General features: G+C 66.1%; 14 protein-coding genes and 1 pseudogene. 14 read left to right on the top strand and 1 reads right to left on the bottom strand.

Going from position 1 to position 14,316, the window contains the following annotated elements:
• The first annotated feature begins 261 nt into the window (after window positions 1-261).
• Complete coding sequence (locus KUW17_RS13775; RefSeq protein WP_222480068.1) at window positions 262-465, top strand: hypothetical protein; 204 nt, start codon at window positions 262-264, stop codon at window positions 463-465.
• Between the two features lie 55 nt (window positions 466-520).
• Here the strand turns inward: KUW17_RS13775 and KUW17_RS13780 are convergent, their stop codons facing one another.
• A complete protein-coding gene (locus tag KUW17_RS13780) occupies window positions 521-1,438 on the bottom strand; it encodes a LysR family transcriptional regulator (protein WP_222480070.1) in 918 nt (305 codons plus the stop codon).
• A gap of 207 nt (window positions 1,439-1,645) precedes the next feature.
• Here KUW17_RS13780 and xdhA point away from each other — a divergent pair, with 207 nt between their 5' ends.
• The 13 genes and pseudogenes from xdhA (at window position 1,646) to KUW17_RS13845 (ending at window position 14,291) form a co-directional block, all read left to right on the top strand.
• A complete protein-coding gene (xdhA, locus tag KUW17_RS13785) occupies window positions 1,646-3,109 on the top strand; it encodes a xanthine dehydrogenase small subunit (protein WP_222480073.1) in 1,464 nt (487 codons plus the stop codon).
• 12 nt (window positions 3,110-3,121) lie between these two features.
• On the top strand, window positions 3,122-5,440 hold the full coding sequence (xdhB, locus tag KUW17_RS13790) for a xanthine dehydrogenase molybdopterin binding subunit (protein WP_222480074.1): 2,319 nt from the start codon (window positions 3,122-3,124) through the stop codon (window positions 5,438-5,440).
• Window positions 5,441-5,443: 3 nt separating this feature from the next.
• Window positions 5,444-6,337, top strand: a complete 894-nt coding sequence (gene xdhC / locus KUW17_RS13795; RefSeq protein ID WP_222480077.1) for a xanthine dehydrogenase accessory protein XdhC — start codon at window positions 5,444-5,446, stop codon at window positions 6,335-6,337.
• A gap of 31 nt (window positions 6,338-6,368) precedes the next feature.
• Window positions 6,369-7,961: a xanthine/uracil/vitamin C permease gene (locus tag KUW17_RS13800; RefSeq protein WP_222480079.1), complete on the top strand. Its 1,593-nt coding sequence runs from the start codon at window positions 6,369-6,371 to the stop codon at window positions 7,959-7,961.
• A gap of 74 nt (window positions 7,962-8,035) precedes the next feature.
• Window positions 8,036-9,334, top strand: a complete 1,299-nt coding sequence (gene guaD, locus KUW17_RS13805; protein ID WP_222480081.1) for a guanine deaminase — start codon at window positions 8,036-8,038, stop codon at window positions 9,332-9,334.
• A gap of 197 nt (window positions 9,335-9,531) precedes the next feature.
• Window positions 9,532-9,870 (top strand): annotated as a pseudogene (locus KUW17_RS23345) (formate/nitrite transporter family protein); the annotation flags it as partial.
• Window positions 9,871-10,228: 358 nt separating this feature from the next.
• Entirely contained in the window at window positions 10,229-10,552 is a 324-nt protein-coding gene (locus tag KUW17_RS13815) for a hypothetical protein (RefSeq protein WP_261397207.1), read from the top strand.
• Between the two features lie 181 nt (window positions 10,553-10,733).
• A complete protein-coding gene (locus tag KUW17_RS13820; protein ID WP_222480083.1) occupies window positions 10,734-10,919 on the top strand; it encodes a PLDc N-terminal domain-containing protein in 186 nt (61 codons plus the stop codon).
• Window positions 10,920-11,059: 140 nt separating this feature from the next.
• The gene (locus KUW17_RS13825; RefSeq protein WP_222480085.1) at window positions 11,060-11,479 is read left to right on the top strand and encodes a hypothetical protein; all 420 of its coding nucleotides are present in this window, start codon (window positions 11,060-11,062) and stop codon (window positions 11,477-11,479) included.
• A complete protein-coding gene (locus KUW17_RS13830; protein WP_222480087.1) occupies window positions 11,466-11,867 on the top strand; it encodes a phage holin family protein in 402 nt (133 codons plus the stop codon). The genes KUW17_RS13825 and KUW17_RS13830 overlap by 14 nt, the downstream gene beginning before the upstream one ends.
• Window positions 11,854-12,588: a hypothetical protein gene (locus KUW17_RS13835; protein ID WP_222480089.1), complete on the top strand. Its 735-nt coding sequence runs from the start codon at window positions 11,854-11,856 to the stop codon at window positions 12,586-12,588. Before KUW17_RS13830 ends, KUW17_RS13835 begins: the two co-directional genes overlap by 14 nt.
• Window positions 12,589-12,645: 57 nt before the next feature.
• Window positions 12,646-13,116 carry a hypothetical protein gene (locus KUW17_RS13840; RefSeq protein ID WP_222480091.1) on the top strand — a complete coding sequence of 157 codons (471 nt, stop codon included), beginning with the start codon at window positions 12,646-12,648 and terminating at the stop codon, window positions 13,114-13,116.
• Window positions 13,092-14,291, top strand: a complete 1,200-nt coding sequence (locus KUW17_RS13845; RefSeq protein WP_261397208.1) for a cation:proton antiporter — start codon at window positions 13,092-13,094, stop codon at window positions 14,289-14,291. The genes KUW17_RS13840 and KUW17_RS13845 overlap by 25 nt, the downstream gene beginning before the upstream one ends.
• Window positions 14,292-14,316 lie beyond the last annotated feature (25 nt).

Below are 14,316 nucleotides of genomic sequence, written 5' to 3' on the forward strand. Positions count from 1 at the left end.
TTTGTCCGGCACCAAGCGTGCACCGCCTGTACACCCCCTGTGCACCGCCTCTGCAGCAAGGCAATGGAACAAAACAGCCCCGCCGTGTGTTATGCTGGTACAGGGTTTGCCCAACTGAGCCGGATTTCCGGGCCTTCCGGTTTGCTCAGCCACAGTGCCGATCCCTTTCGGGCACCCTTTGCCCCGGCGGCACAAACCGGGGACCGGCCGTTTGGGACCGCGGCAAAACTGCGGGATTTGGACGTTGAAGGAGGTAACACGATGATTGGTAAGACCATCGCCATCGGATTTGCACTTTGCACCACCCTTGCCGCCTGCGGGGACACCACCGGCGAACGGCTAGTCTACGGCGCGGGCGCCGGCGCTGCCGGGGCTGCCGTGCTGGACGCAAACCTGGTGACGGGTGCTGCAGTCGGAGCCGCGGCAAACCTGGTTTACTGCGAGGAAAATCCGCACCGCTGCTAACGCGAGAACCCTCGTACCCGAGAGGCGGGCCAGCGGTGCCCGCCGTCTCCTGTTGTCAGCTTCCGGCTTCGTTGCGCCGGAAGGCCGCCAGCCCGTGTTTCACCGCGTAATCGACAAACAGGCGGATCTTGGGATCCTGCAGTTTCCGGTGCGGGTAGAGGCAGCCGAAGATCGTCGGCTCCGGCGGCGTGTCCGGCAGCACCTCCACCAGCGCGCCGCTGCGCAGATGCGCGGCCACGTCAAAGCGCGGCTTGTTGACGATGCCGCGCCCGTCCAGCGCCCAGCCGGTCAGCACGTCGCTGTCGTCGGCATCGTATTTCCCCGACACTTCCAGCTTGCGCGGCCCCTCCGGCGTCGACAGCGTCCAGTAGTATTCGGGTGAACGCGGGTAGCGCAGCAGCAGGCAGTTGTGGCCGGTCAGCAGATCCTCCGGCAGCTGCGGGGTGCCGTGCCGCGCCAGGTATTCCGGCGCCGCGCACAGCACCCGGGCGCAATCGGCGATCTTGCGCATCTTCAGGGTAGAGTCGTGCGGGGTGCCGATAAAGAACGCCACATCCAGCCCGTCAGCCAGAATGTCGACCTTGCGGTCCGACATCCGCATCCGGATTTCGGTGGCGGGGTAGTCCTCGACAAAGCCCGGCACCAGCGGCGCGATGATGCGGCGGCCCACGCCCAGCGGCGCGGTCACCCGGATCACCCCGCGCGGCGCGGCGGAAAACTGCGAGACCACCGCCTCGGCGTCCTCAATCGATTCGAGAACCTTCTTGGCTTCGGCATAGAACAGCTGCCCGACCTCGGTCGGGGTCAGTGATCTCGTGGTACGGTTGAACAGGCGCACGCCAAGGTGCTTTTCAAGCTCCTTGATCCGCTTGCTGGCAACCGCCGGCGTCAGCCGCAAGTCACGCCCGCCAGAGGTGATGCTGCCCAGTTCGACGACTCGGGTGAAGACCCGCAGGGATTCCAGATATGACATGGTTCACAGACCTTTACGGGGCGTATCTGCCGCTTGCACAGCGCGGCGGCAGGCGGCAAACACGCCGGTTCCGGCACCTATTAGCCTAACCATTTTCAACAGGGTGTTGAAAGCCTTTCGCGATTGCAGCCGTTAACCGAGGCAGTCAGACAAGGTAAAAATGACATAAGCGGGCCAGCTCGGCCCAAGAGACATTCGGGAGGCCCCATGGCACATCAAACCGGCATACGCTTTCTTCTGAACGGCAAGGACATTGTGCTGGAGGACGTGAAGGCGACCACCACCCTGTTGGATTTCCTGCGCCTGGAACAGCGCCTGACCGGCACCAAGGAAGGCTGCGCCGAGGGCGACTGCGGCGCCTGCACAGTGCTGGTGGGCCGCCTGCAGAACGGCGCCCTGCGCTATGAGGCGGTGAACGCCTGCATCCGTTTCCTGGCATCGCTGAACGGCTGCCACGTGGTGACGGTGGAGCACCTGTCCGGCCCGAACGGCCGTCTGCACCCGGTGCAGCAGGCGATGGTCGAATACCACGGCAGCCAGTGCGGCTTCTGCACCCCCGGTTTCGTGATGTCGCTCTATGCGCTGTGGATGGAAAACCCGCAGCCGAATGAGGCCGAGGTGGAAACCGCCGTTCAGGGCAACCTCTGCCGCTGCACCGGCTATGAGCCGATTGTGAAGGCAGCACTTGCGGTGAACCAGTACGGCACACCGGCCAATGATTACCTGACCACCGAACGCGACGCCCTGACCGCCAAGTTGAAGGCAATCCAGCCCGAGGCCCGCGTCGTGACCGGCCCCGAGGACGACCGCGCCATCCTGCCGCTGGACGTGGCGGATCTGGCGCAGGTGCTGGCCGAGAACCCCAAGGCGACTATTGTGGCAGGCTCCACCGATGTCGGCCTGTGGGTCACCAAATTCATGAAGCCGATCTCGCCGGTGGTGTTTGTCGCCCACCTGGAAGAGCTGAAGGCGGTTGAGCTGACCGACGAGGCGCTGATCATCGGCGCCGGCGTCACCTATACCGAGAGCGAAGCGGCGATCCGCGATGCCTTCCCGCACCTGAGCGCCTACTGGGACCGCATCGCCGGCTGGCAGGTGCGCAACATGGGCACCATCGGCGGCAATATCGCCAACGGCTCCCCCATCGGGGACACCCCGCCGGTGCTGATCTCGCTGGGCGCCGAGGTGACGCTGCAGAAGAAAGGCGGCTCGCGCACCCTGCCGCTGGAGGATTTCTTCATCGACTACGGCAAGCAGGACCGCGAGCCGGGCGACTTTGTTGCCTCGATCCGCATCCCGCTGCGCCGCGACGGCCAGATCGACGCCGCCTACAAGATTTCCAAGCGCCGGGACGAGGATATCTCCTCGGTCGCCGCCGGGGTCAGCGTCACCGTGAAGGATGGTGTGATCACCGCTGCCCGGATCGCCTTCGGCGGCATGGCGGCAACGCCCAAGCGCGCTGCGGGCGCTGAGGCCGCGCTGGTGGGCCAGCCCTGGGGCGAGGCCGCGTTTGACGCGGCAGCGGAAGCGGTGAAGCAGGACTTCACTCCGCTCAGCGACTGGCGCGCCTCCGCGGAGTACCGCGCGCTTACGGCCAGCAACCTGCTGCGCCGCTTCTACCTGGAACATGATGCGGGAACCGCCGGTGCTGTCCGGCTGGCCGTCGCCTGAGGAGATTTTGAGATGAAAGACCATCAGACCATCAGCGGCGCCGTACACCATGACCGCCAGCACGACAGTGCCATCAAGCATGTGACCGGCCGCGCCGAATACACCGACGATATCGCCGAGCCCTATGGCACGCTGCACGCTTACCTTGGTGTCTCCACCGTGGCCCACGCCAATATCAAGGGCATCGACCTGTCTGCCGTGCGCGCCGCGCCCGGCGTGGTGGATGTGCTGACCGCCGATGACATTCCCGGCGTCAACGACATCAGCCCCACCGGCAAGCATGACGAGCCGGTGTTCCCGACGGAGAAGGTCGAGTTCCACGGCCAGCCGATGTTTGCGGTGATCGCCGAAACCCGCGATGCCGCCCGCCGTGCCGCCGAACTGGCGCAGGTGGACTACGAGGTGCTGCCGCACGCGCTGGACCCGGTTCAGGCGCAGGAAGCCGGCTATCCGATGATCACCGATCCGCTGAAGCTGGAGCGCGGCGATGTGGAGGCCGGCCGCAAGGGCGCTCCGCACCGCATCCAGGCGCAGATGACCGTCGGCGGCCAAGACCACATGTATCTGGAAGGCCATATCGCCTTTGCCGTCCCTGGCGAGGATGAAGATGTGACCGTGCATTGCTCCACCCAGCACCCCAGCGAGGCGCAGCATATGGTGGCGCATGTCCTGGGCGTGGCGAACAACGCGGTGACCGTCAACGTGCGCCGCATGGGCGGCGGCTTTGGCGGCAAGGAAAGCCAGATGAACCTGTTCTGCGCGGTGGCCGCGATTGCCGCGAAGAAGCACAACCGCCCCGTCAAGATCCGCCCGGACCGCGACCAGGACATGACCGCCACCGGCAAGCGCCATGACTTCGTGATCGACTATGACGTGGCCTTTGACGACGCGGGCCGCATTCAGGCGGTCGAGGGCGGCTTTGCCGCGCGTTGCGGCTATTCCTCGGACCTGTCCGGTCCGGTCACCGACCGCGCGCTGTTCCATGCGGACAACGCCTATTTCTACCCGAACGTGCTGCTGAAAAGCCGCCCGATGAAGACCAACACCGTCTCCAACACCGCCTTCCGCGGCTTTGGCGGCCCCCAGGGTGTGGTTGCAGCGGAGCGGATGATCGAGGAAATCGCCTATGCCCTCGGCAAGGACCCTCTGGATGTGCGTAAGGCCAACTTCTATGGCGAAGAGGGCCGGGATCTGACGCCCTACCATCAGAAGGTGGAGGACAACATCCTCGACCGGCTGATCACGGAGTTGGAGGAAAACGCAGAGTACCGCAAGCGCCGGGAAGAGATCATCGCCTTCAACAAGGAGTCGAAGATCATCAAGAAGGGCATTGCCCTGACGCCGGTGAAATTCGGCATCTCCTTCACCGCGACCTGGTACAACCAGGCGGGTTCGCTGATCCATGTCTATAATGACGGCTCGATCCACCTGAACCACGGCGGCACCGAGATGGGGCAGGGCCTCAACACCAAGGTGGCGCAGGTTGTGGCCGATGCCTTCCAGGTGGATTTCGAGCGTATCAAGATCACCAAGACCACCACCGAGAAGGTGCCGAACACCTCCGCCACCGCGGCCTCGTCCGGGTCGGACCTCAACGGCATGGCGGCGCTGGATGCGGCGGAGCAGATCATTGCCCGGCTGACCAAGTTCGCGGCCGAAAAACACGGCGTGTCCGAGGCGGAAGTTGAATTCCTGCCCAACCGCGTGCGCGTCGGCGGCGAGGTGATCCCCTTCGACACGCTGGTGAAAGAGGCCTATATGGCCCGCGTCCACCTGTCGGCGGCGGGGTTCTACAAGACACCGGAAATCCACTGGGACCGCGCGGCAGGTAAGGGCCAGCCGTTCTTCTACTACGCCTATGGCGCGTCCTGCTCCGAGGTGTCTGTCGACACTCTGACCGGCGAATACCGGGTGGAGCGCACCGACATCCTGCATGACGTGGGCCGCTCGCTGAACCCGATCCTGGACAAGGGCCAGGTGGAGGGCGCCTTCATCCAGGGCATGGGCTGGCTGACCACCGAGGAACTGTGGTGGGACGGCGAAGGCCGCCTGCGCACCCATGCGCCCTCGACCTACAAGATCCCGCTGGCCTCTGACCGGCCGCGCATCTTCAACACCCGGCTGGCCGAATGGTCGGTGAACAAGAAGCGCACCATCAAGCGGTCCAAGGCCGTGGGCGAGCCGCCGTTCATGCTGGGCATCTCGGTGTTCGAGGCGCTGTCGATGGCTGTTGCCAGCACCGCGGACTACAAGGTCTGCCCGCGCCTGGATGCGCCGGCCACGCCGGAGCGCGTGCTGATGGCGATCGAAACCCTCAAAGGGCAGGGCTGAGCCATGACCCGCCGCCTCTCCCTCCAGGACTTTCTGGCCAGCCACAAGCATGTGGTGCAGGTCGCGCTGACCCGCGTCCGCGGATCCTCCCCGCGCGAAACCGGCACCTGCATGTTTGTGGCGGCGGAAGGCCTGTGGGGGACCATTGGCGGCGGCCAGCTAGAATATATCGCCATCGACCATGCTCGGCGGATGCTGAAGCAGGATGTGATCAGCGACACGCTGGATGTGCCGCTGGGGCCGGAGATCGGCCAGTGCTGCGGCGGCCGCGTGGAAATGTCGCTGGCGCAGATGCGCCAGGCCGACCGCGACGATGCCATTGCCCGCCAGCAGGCCGAGGAACAGGCGCTGCCGCATGTCTATGTGATGGGCGCGGGCCATGTGGGCCGGGCGCTGGCGGATCTTTTCCAGCACATGCCGGTGCGCTGCATCCTGGTCGATCAGCGCGCCGAAGAACTGGCCTTGTGCAACGCGGATGTGGAAATCCGCCAAAGTGCAATTCCTGAGATCGACATTGCCACCGCACCCGCGGGCAGCGCCTTTGTCGTTCTCACCCATGATCACGCGCTCGACTTCCTGCTTGCTTCCGCTGCCCTGCAGCGCGGCGATGCAGGCTATGTCGGCCTGATCGGATCGGCCACCAAGCGGGAGAAGTTCCGCCGCTGGTGCCGGGACCATTGCGACGGTCTGGGAACCGACCGTCTCATCTGCCCCATCGGGGCAAGCGGTAGCCGCGACAAGCGGCCCAGCGTCATCGCGGCCTTCGTGGCGGCGGAAGTGATCGCTGATTTGACCTCTGAAACTGCCGCGTCCGCTCCATCACGGAGCACTGACCTGCCCCAAGCGGGTAAGCAACCGGACGCAGAGGGAGACACGGCTGGAGCAATCAGCCGTTAAGACTGCGTCCTCTTGACAGGAGGAGGCCGCCATGACCGGGCGGAGCTACACGTACAAACTGTTCGCGCGGAATGACTTCAGTGCATTCTGGGCGCTGTTCACCGACAACCTGATCAATCTGATCGTGCTTTCGGGCATCTGTCAGTTTGTCTTCAACATGCCTGCCGACATCGTGTTCGGCCGCATCGTGCCCGGCGCCGCAGTGGCGATCCTGGCCGGTATCGCGGTCTACACCTGGCTGGCCAAGCACACCGCCGAGAAAGAAGGCCGCGACGTGACCGCGCTGCCCTATGGCATCTCGACCCCGGTGATGTTCGTCTATCTGTTCGGCGTGATCGGGCCGATCTACTGGTCCACCAATGACGCCATGCTGGCCTGGCAGGTGGGTATCGGCGCGGGCTTCATGGGCGGCATCGTTGCCGGTCTTGGCGCCATCGTCGGCCCCTGGCTCAAGCGGGTGACGCCGCGCGCCGGCATGCTGGGCACGCTCTGCGGGATCGCGCTGGTGTTCATCGGCACCGTGCCGCTGGCAACGATTTTCGAAGATCCGTTCATCGGCTTTGCCTCGATGATCATCATCCTGTGGGGTCTGGTGGGCCGCCACCGGCTGCCGTTCAACATCCCCGCGGGCCTCTTGGCGCTGATCGTCGGCACCGTTGTGGCGCTGGCGATGGGCAAGGCCTCGGTCTCGATCGAGGGCGTGGGCGTCTACCTGCCGGTTCCCTACTTCGGCGACCTGGTTGCGGGCATCCAGCATCTGTTTGCCAACCCGGAGCTGTTCCTGGTGCTGGTGCCGGTGCAGATCTACAACTTCATCGAAACCATGAACAACGTCGAAAGCGCCGAAGCGGCAGGCGACCACTATCCGGTGGCCCTGTGCCAGGTGACCGACGGTGTCGGCACCATGATCGGTGCGGTCTTCGGCTCGCCGTTCCCGACCACCGCCTATATCGGCCACCCGGCCTACAAGCGGATGGGCGCGCGCTCCGGCTATATCATCGGCGTTGGCATCGTGATCCCCTTTGCCGCCTTCTTTGGCCTGCTGGCGTTCCTCAACACCCTGATCCCCGTGGCCGCTGCCGCGCCCGTGCTGGTGTTCGTGGCGCTCAGCCTGGTGACCAATACCGCGCATTCGGTGAAAACCGACCATATCGCCGCCGTGACCATCGCGATGATGCCGCATGTCTCGGCCTTCCTGGTGATCAAATGGGGCGCACTGGCAGGCGCACTGGGCGCACTAGGTGCCACCGGCATGGCCCAGCTGGGCGATCCGGAACTGACCGCAGCGCTGCTGCAGCAGGGCGCCCATTACGAGGGCCATCTGGCACTGAGCCAGGGTGCGATCCTGACCGGCCTGATCTGGGGCGCCATCGTCGCCAGCGTGATCGACGGCGATTTCCGCAACGCGGGCGGCTTTGCCCTGGCGGCTGCGGTGATGTCGCTGGTCGGCGTGATCCACTCTGCCAGCCTGCATTGGCCGGAGTTCAGCGGTGTCGCCATGGGCTACCTGATCGCCGCCGGCTTCCTGTTCATCTACCCGATCTTCCACAAGGCGGATGAGCACGAGGAAGAAAAGGACGACGGTATCAAGCCTCATGTGCCGCACCTGCCGGCAGGCGAATAATCCAACATGACACCCAAATGATAATGGGCAGGGGGCTGCGCGCCCCCTGCCTGCGAACCAAGGACATCAAAGACATGACATCGAAACAGACGCTGCTGCGCGGGCGGGTGCTTTCCTTCACCGCCGAACCGCAAGGGGCTGAGGACACCAGCGCCTATGAGTTCATCGAGGACGGCGCGCTGCTGGTCGCGGACGGCATGATCCTGGCCAAGGGCAGCTATGGCGATCTGGCCCAGCAGGCCGCAGAGGCGCAGGTGATCGACCACCGCCCGAACATCCTGATGGCCGGCTTCATCGACACCCATCTGCATTTCCCGCAGGTGCAGGTGATCGCCTCCTGGGGCTCGCAGCTCTTGGAATGGCTGAACAACTACACCTTCCCCGAAGAAACCCGCTTTGCCGACGCAGGCCACAGTGCCGAGATGGCCGGGCATTTCTTCGACCTGCTGACCAGCCACGGCACCACCACCGCAGTGGCCTACTGCTCGGTCCACAAAACCTCAGCCGAGGCCTATTTCACCGAGGCCGCCCGCCGCAACATGCGGATGATCGGCGGCAAGGTGCTGATGGACCGCAACGCGCCCGAGGGGCTGCTGGATACGCCGGTCAGCGGCTATGACGACACCAAGGCGCTGATCGCGAAATACCACGGCAAGGGCCGCGGCATGTATGCGATCACCCCGCGCTTTGCCATCACCTCCACCCCCGATCAGATGGAGATGGCCGGCGCGCTGGTGCAGGAACACCCGGACTGCTACGTGCAGACCCACCTGTCGGAAAACCACGACGAAATCGCCTTCACCGCTGAGCTGTACCCGCAGGCGCGCGACTATCTGGACGTCTACCAGTCCTACGGGCTGCTGACGGAAAAGATGCTGCTGGGCCATTCGATCCACCTGCAGCCGCGCGAGATCGACGCGCTGGCCGAGACCAAGGCCAAGCCGGTGTTCTGCCCGACCTCCAACCTGTTCCTGGGCAGCGGATTGTTTGACGACGCAGGCCTGCGCAGCCGCGGCATCACCAATGCGATTGCCACCGACATCGGCGCGGGCACCAGCTATTCGATGCTGCAGACCCTGAACGAGGGCTACAAGGTACTGCAGCTGCAGAACCAGAAGCTGCACCCCTTGCGTGCCTTCCACTGGATCACCCGCGGCAACGCCGTGGCGCTGGGGCTGGAGGACAAGGTCGGCACGCTGGAGGCCGGCACCGAGGCCGATATCGTGGTGCTCGATTCCCGCGCCACACCGGCAATGGACCTGCGGATGCAGCGGGCAGAAACCCTGTCGGAGGAGCTGTTCATCCTGCAGACCCTGGGCGACGACCGGTCGATTGCGCAGACCTATGTTGCCGGGAAGCCGATGAAAGGCTGAGCCTTCTTCCTGGCAGCCGGCCCCTTGTTGCCCGGCCGGCCAGAACACCGCCCGCGCCGCAGACATCCGTCTGCGGCGCTTTCTTATGCCTTTCATTTAACATAACTCACATTACAGGCAGGAATGCCAGGCCAGGCTCCGGGTGGAGCCTGGCCTGGGGACATCGCGGGCTGCCGCCGGTTTGCCGGTCCTGGCACGAGGGGATTGTGCGCGGCATCCCCGCCGGGGTGCTGATCGCCGCGCTGGTCTGGATGCTGCCGCGGGCCAACGGCTCTGAACTGGCGCTGATCGTTCTGTTCACCTGGCTGATTGCCCTGGGCGATTTCACCCATATCATCGCGGGCTCGGTCGAAATGGCCTTTCTCATGGTCCAGGGCGAGCTGGGCCTGTTCCCGGCGGTGTTCCGCTTCTTCCTGCCGGTCTTGCTCGGCAATGTGATCGGCGGCACGGCGGTGTTCACGCTGCTGACCTGGGCACAGATCCGGCCCGAGGTGAAAGAGGCTGAAGAACCGGAGGGGGACAGCCCGAACAGCTGAGCCGCCCTGGCACTGCAAACAGCGGATTCGGCATCCGGGCTTGCCCGGCGGCGGCCTGCGCCTGCGGGCTTCCTTGCTGCTGCTCAAACAGCGGCGGCAAAAAAACACGAAACCTCACGGAACCTTTTTCCGGGTCAGGCGTCTTACCTGTGATAGCAGCCTGTAACTGCTTCTGGACCCGTCCCCATTGGTCCGCCGACTTTGCCCCCGCAGCATTTCTGCGGGGGCTTTTTCCTTTGTGTTCAGACAGATGCGGAAAGCCGGTTTCGGCGGTTTCCGGCGCAGCCTTGGCAAAAGACGGGAACCAGCCCGCTTTGCCGTGCGTTGATCCGCCAATGCAACCCGAGAGGAACGAGTTATGAAACCTTCCGTTATTTTCGCCGCCATTGCCGCAGTTGTTGTGCTGGTGTTTGCAATCTACATGATCGACATCGATCAGACCGAGGAAACCCGCCTGCCTGACGTCGACGTCAGCGTCGAGGGCGGTCAGCTGCCCGAATTCAAGGCCGAAGTCGGCGACATCGATACCGGCACCAAAGAGGTGACCGTGACCGTCCCGACCGTCGACATCCAGAGCCCGGAAGAAGAGGCCGCCGAGGAAGGCAGCACGGAAGCCGCTGAAGAAACCGCGCAGGACACAGGTACGGAACCGGCTGAGGAAGACGCCACCAAGGAAAACTGATCCGGCCCCCGGACACAGACCGCAGTTTGCAAAGCCGCGCCCGCAGCGCGGCTTTGCCGTGTTCCGGCCCTATCTAACGACGGGAGAGCTGTCATAAAATCAGCCACTTGCCGGACTTCGGGAACCAAAGCCCGGCAGCCCGCGTTACCCTGCCACAGCGCCTAGCCGAAGGGAGAACACTATGGAATATGGTCTGATTGGCCTGCTGGTCCTGGCTGCCGACATCTACGCAATCATCCAGGTCCTGGGGTCCGGGGCTTCGACTGCCGCAAAAATCATCTGGGTGCTGGTCATCCTCATCCTGCCGGTGCTGGGGTTCATCGCCTGGCTGATCGCAGGCCCGCGGTCTTCCGCTGCGAGCATCTGAACGGCCCGTTCCTGACACCGCCCGGCCCGGCTCGCGCAGCCGGGCCGTTTTTCTTTCGTTGAGGGAACCCGCCGCCGCCCCGGCACGTTTCCCCAGTACACGCTCACCTGTGACAGCCCGACAGCAGAAAGGCATATGACATGACCGATACGTCCGAACTGGAACAGCAGGCCCGCCGCCAGGCCGCCGATCTGGGGCGCCGGGCCAAGGGTACCGTGGAGGAGAAGCTTCACGAAAGCGCAGCCGCCGCGCAGGCGCAGGCCGCCGCCGAGGCGGCCGCGTCCGCGGCGCAGGCCTTTGATCCCGGCAGCATGCAGGCGCAGGCGGCGCAGGCGGTGGCCGGCCGTCTGGAGGACGCCGCCCGCCAGGTGCGCAGCCTCGATCTGGAGGAAACCGTGCAGGAGGTCAGCGCCTTTGCCCGCCGCAACCCGCTGCTGTTCCTGAGCGCCGCCGCCCTGGCCGGCTTTGCCGCCACCCGCTTCCTCAAGGCCAGCGCGCCGGAGCCCGCCGGGCCCGCCGCCGCACCGATCCATCCGGAGGCGCCCCATGCCGGATCCTGACCTGCGCCAGGCCCCCGAGCTGTTCACCGAAACGCTCCGCCGCTTTGCCGCGCTGCTGCGCAGCGAGGCCGCCCTGGCCAAGGCGGAGCTGAAGGAAAACGCGGCCCGCGCCGGCACCGGGCTGGCGCTGATCGCCGGGGCCGCGCTGCTGGCCCTCGCTGGCGTGCATGTGCTGGCCGCGGCGCTGGTCGCCTGGATCGCCGCCGCGGGGATCGCCCCCGGGCTGGCGGCGCTGATCGTCGGCGGTGCGCTGCTGGCCGCGGCGCTGGCGCTGGTGCTGGCCGGCCGGGCGCGGCTCAGCCGCAGCGCCTTGCTGCCCTCGCGCACGCTGCGCAATGTCAAACAGGATGCCGCCAGCATCAAGGAGGCCGCCGATGCCCAGCACTGACACCCTCGAACAGCAGGTCGAAGCCGACCGCCGCCGCCTCGCCGCGTCGCTGTCCGGCCTGACCGGCGCGGTGGCGCCGCAGGCCGCAGCGCAGCAGCTGGCCGCCGCCGCCAGCGGTTATGGCGGCGCATTGGGCCGCCAGGCCATGGCCGCCGCCCGGCGCAACCCCGCAGGCCTGGTCCTGGCGGGCGCCGGGCTGGCCTTGATGTTCACCGGCACCGGCCGCCGCCCGCGCCGCACGGAGCCCGCCGCCGCGGCGGTGCCGCCCGCGGCGGCCATGAGCGGTTTTGACGCCCGCGTTGCGGCGGCGGACGCCGCCATCAGGAAGGAGATGACAGGAATGAGTGACGAAAGCTTCCGCACCAGCAAGATGCGCGAGACCCTGAACGCCGGCCTCGATGCGCTGCCAGACGCGGCCCGCAAGCGGGTGCTGGCGGCACGCACCGCCGCGCTGCAGGCGCAGGAAAAGGTCGAGGCCCACGCCGCCAAGGCCGCGGCGCGCGGCCGCAGCTTCTATGACGACAACCCGCTGGCCGCAGGCGCCATCGCGCTTGGCCTCGGCGCCCTGATCGGGGCGCTGCTGCCCGCCACCCGCCGCGAGGACGAGCTGCTGGGCGCGCACCGCGATGCGCTGGCCGCCAGGGCCGAAGCCGCCCTGCGCGAGGAGATGGACCGGCTGCACCGCGAGGCTACCGGCCGGCTGGACGCCGCAGGGACATAGCCTGCGGCGCCCCCTGACTCGCGTTGAGCCATCATGTCCCGCAAACCGGAGCCAGCGATGACAGCACCAGAAAGCCGCCAGCAGTCGTATTCCGCCCCGAAATCCGGCCTTTTCAGCCTGGCCCGCGGGGTGTGGTCCCGGCAGGCTGACGCCGACGCCGGGCTTCTGGCTGCGGGCATCGCTTTCTACGGCCTCCTGTCGCTGTTTCCGGCCATCACCGCAGGCGCGGCACTGGCCGGGATTGCGCTGCCGCCCCGCGTTGTGACCGAGAACTCCGAGGCGCTGGCCCTCATACTGCCGGCCTCGTGGAACGCGCCAAGGAAATCCGCTGGCGCCTCTGCAAGGATTGCTAAAGCCGGCGCGGCGGCGTGCCGAACGCAAAGGCCGGCAGCCGCCGGACACTTCCGGCACTGCAGGGCCTCGTCGCTGCGTCCCGGTGAAAATCCTGTACAGTTGCATCTATGGACATTTCGCATTTTTTTGAGTTTGCCCCGTATCACGTCATGCTGGCTGCGGCGGGCGGCGTGATCATCCTGGCCCATTGGATGCCCAGACTGGTCTCCACGCGGGAGCCGGCCGCGCCGCCGCTGCTGATCCTGCTGGGGATGGCAGCCTACTGGCTGGTGCCGGACAGCCCGGCTGCGCCGGACCCGCGCCTGCACCCGAAACCCTGGGAGGTGGTCAGCGAGCTGACGGTGATCGTGGCACTGTTTGCAGCCGGGCTGCGGCTGGACAGCCTGCGGCCCTGGAGGCGGTGGGGCGCAACCCTGCGGCTGCTGCTGATCGGCATGCCGCTGACCATTGCCGCGGTTGCCCTGCTGGGGTGGGGGATCGGCGGCATGACCGCGGCGGGGGCAATCCTGCTGGGCGCCGTGCTGGCCCCGACCGACCCGGTGCTGGCAGGCGACGTGCAGGTCGGCCCGCCGATGGAGGGGGACGAGCACCCGGTGCGATTCACCCTGACAACCGAGGCGGCGCTGAACGACGGGCTGGCGTTTCCCTTTGTCTACCTGGGCCTGATCGTGGCCTTGCAGGGACTCGACCCGCAGGGCTGGCTGCTGGACTGGCTGGCAATCGACGTTGTTTACCGGATTGCCGCAGGCGCCGCGATGGGGATCTGCGGCGGCTGGGTGCTGGGGCAGGTGCTGTTTGTCTATCCCGCCCATGCTGCGCTTGCCAACACCGGCTCCGGCGTGGTGGCGCTGGCCGGGGTGCTGCTGTGCTACGGCTCCACCGAACTGGTCGAAGGCTACGGCTTCATCGCGGTGGCGGCGATGGGGCTGACCCTGCGCCGGATCGAGAACGAACACCGTTTCCACCGCCGCCTGCACGACTTCTGCGAGACCATCGAGCACGCCCTGACGGCGCTGCTGCTGGTGGCGCTCGGCAATGTGCTGCCGGTCATTCTGGGCGACCTGTCGCCGGCCCTGGTGCTGATCGCGGTGCTGCTGATCGTGTTGATCCGCCCGCTGGCCGGCTGGCTGTCGCTGGCCGGCTCGCGCATCACCCGCCGCGACCGTCTGGTGGTCTCCGTCTTCGGCGTGCGCGGCATCGGCTCAATCTACTACCTGTGCTATGCCGGCGCCCACATTGAATTCGTGAACGAGCCGGAGCTGTGGTCGCTGATCGGGCTGACCATCCTGCTGTCGACCATGCTGCATGGCTTCACCGTCGGCCGCGCCATGGATGAGATCGCCAAGTAGGCAGGCGGCGGCACCCCTGCCGCCG

Source organism: Leisingera aquaemixtae (genome assembly GCF_019801145.1).
Taxonomy (GTDB): Bacteria; Pseudomonadota; Alphaproteobacteria; order Rhodobacterales; family Rhodobacteraceae; genus Leisingera; species Leisingera aquaemixtae_A.

Excerpts from the sequence above, each read along its gene's own strand:
- KUW17_RS13775 (WP_222480068.1), top strand. The coding sequence starts at position 262 with ATGATTGGTAAGACCATCGCCATCGGATTTGCACTTTGCACCACCCTT.
- KUW17_RS13780 (WP_222480070.1), bottom strand. The coding sequence starts at position 1,438 with ATGTCATATCTGGAATCCCTGCGGGTCTTCACCCGAGTCGTCGAACTG.
- xdhA (WP_222480073.1), top strand. The coding sequence starts at position 1,646 with ATGGCACATCAAACCGGCATACGCTTTCTTCTGAACGGCAAGGACATT.
- xdhB (WP_222480074.1), top strand. The coding sequence starts at position 3,122 with ATGAAAGACCATCAGACCATCAGCGGCGCCGTACACCATGACCGCCAG.
- xdhC (WP_222480077.1), top strand. The coding sequence starts at position 5,444 with ATGACCCGCCGCCTCTCCCTCCAGGACTTTCTGGCCAGCCACAAGCAT.
- KUW17_RS13800 (WP_222480079.1), top strand. The coding sequence starts at position 6,369 with ATGACCGGGCGGAGCTACACGTACAAACTGTTCGCGCGGAATGACTTC.
- guaD (WP_222480081.1), top strand. The coding sequence starts at position 8,036 with ATGACATCGAAACAGACGCTGCTGCGCGGGCGGGTGCTTTCCTTCACC.
- KUW17_RS13815 (WP_261397207.1), top strand. The coding sequence starts at position 10,229 with ATGAAACCTTCCGTTATTTTCGCCGCCATTGCCGCAGTTGTTGTGCTG.
- KUW17_RS13820 (WP_222480083.1), top strand. The coding sequence starts at position 10,734 with ATGGAATATGGTCTGATTGGCCTGCTGGTCCTGGCTGCCGACATCTAC.
- KUW17_RS13825 (WP_222480085.1), top strand. The coding sequence starts at position 11,060 with ATGACCGATACGTCCGAACTGGAACAGCAGGCCCGCCGCCAGGCCGCC.
- KUW17_RS13830 (WP_222480087.1), top strand. The coding sequence starts at position 11,466 with ATGCCGGATCCTGACCTGCGCCAGGCCCCCGAGCTGTTCACCGAAACG.
- KUW17_RS13835 (WP_222480089.1), top strand. The coding sequence starts at position 11,854 with ATGCCCAGCACTGACACCCTCGAACAGCAGGTCGAAGCCGACCGCCGC.
- KUW17_RS13840 (WP_222480091.1), top strand. The coding sequence starts at position 12,646 with ATGACAGCACCAGAAAGCCGCCAGCAGTCGTATTCCGCCCCGAAATCC.
- KUW17_RS13845 (WP_261397208.1), top strand. The coding sequence starts at position 13,092 with ATGCTGGCTGCGGCGGGCGGCGTGATCATCCTGGCCCATTGGATGCCC.